Source organism: Shewanella sp. T24-MNA-CIBAN-0130, assembly GCF_040310185.1.
Classification (GTDB): domain Bacteria; phylum Pseudomonadota; class Gammaproteobacteria; order Enterobacterales; family Shewanellaceae; genus Shewanella; species Shewanella psychromarinicola.
In genome coordinates, this window is the sequence record NZ_JBEOPP010000115.1 from 1 (window position 1) to 1,509 (window position 1,509).

Here is a 1,509-nt window from a genome sequence, read left to right on the forward strand (position 1 = left end):
TAAACCCTTTACCGATATTGATGGACCCGCACTTGAATCGTTGATATCGCGAGTCAGTGAGGCCAAAGAGAACAACCTCGCGTTAAGTCCAGAGGATTGTCAGTTATTACTTGATGCGTTGCTGACGTTAGCGAGCATGCAAGACCGGTTAGCCCACCATGATGTCACAGTGCATAAACTGCGAAAATTGTTGGGTATTGAAAAGTCATCTGAAAAGCTTGCCAGCGTACTTAAGCAAGCGAGAGCATCCGGTAAGAAAAGCAAAAACCGTCAACACGATGAAGGTGAAGGTTTTACACCTGTTAAGCCCGTCGTTATCGTTCACGCAATGACAGATGTGGCTAAAGGTGATACCTGTACGGAGTGCTTAACCGGTAAAGTGTATAAAACTGAGCCTGGTAGCTTACTGCGTATTACAGGGCAAAGCCCGTTCAAGCCTGAGCAGCATGTGATGGAGCGTCTTCGCTGTAATACTTGCGGTGCTTATTTCAGTGCGCCTCTGCCGGATGACGTCTTAGTCGATGGTGAAAGCCAGCAAAAGTATGGTTACTCTGCGCGGTCATTGATGGCCATTTATAAATACTTTGCAGGATTGCCTTTTTATCGTCAGTGCAGTATTCAAAAGCTACTGGGGGTAAAAATTACCGCTTCAACGGTCTTTGACCAAGTTGAGCGGGTTTGTAATGATATTTACCCTGTGTACCAGCAGCTTTTTAATGTAGCCTCAGACGCCGAACATTATTATCTGGATGACACGACGCACCGCATTTTGGACGCTAAACCGGTCGAGAAAGCCGTCCGCAATAGCGATAAAATACGACTGCGTAGCGGTATTTATACCTCAGGGGTTATCGCCACACTGAAAGATAATAATACCATCGTCTTGTTTGAAACCAACATCGGCCACGCAGGTGAATTCATTGACAGCATTTTGCATAAACGCAGTCAGTTATGTGATAAGCCCGTCATCATGAGTGATGCATTACCGAGTAATCGTCCCACGGCAAGAGAGGCTACAATGTCACTGTGTAACAGCCACGCCAGACGACAATTTGTCGATGTGATTAATCATTTTCCTGAGGAAGTTGAGTATGTGCTCAAACGCTATGGAGAAATATGGGGGAATGATGATTTTGCTAAAAGCGAAAAACTATCCCCTGTGGCCAGGCTTGCTTATCATCAGGCTCACTCATTGCCCATCATGGAAGACATTAAATCATGGGGCGAAGCGCATATCGCCAACGAAACGGTCGAAGAAAATAGTGGTCTGGGCAAAGCAATCCGCTATTTCCTTAAACACTATGTTGGCCTCAGTTATTTTTGCAGCATGAAAGGCGTGAAAATCGATAATAACCGTATAGAATCGATGCTAAAAATCATCGTGCGAGACAGAAAAAATGCGATGTTCCACAAAACATTACTGGGGGCAACGATTGGTGATGTGGTTACCTCAGTTATCGCAACGGCAAGTGAAGCGGGTATTAATGTCTTTGATTACTTCACCACATT

General features: G+C 45.1%; 1 protein-coding gene. It reads left to right on the forward strand.

Translation table 11 applies throughout. The annotated features are described in order from the left end of the window. Window positions 1-1,509: IS66 family transposase (locus AAEZ02_RS21655; RefSeq protein WP_351124985.1), on the forward strand; the 1,509-nt coding region annotated here is incomplete at both ends.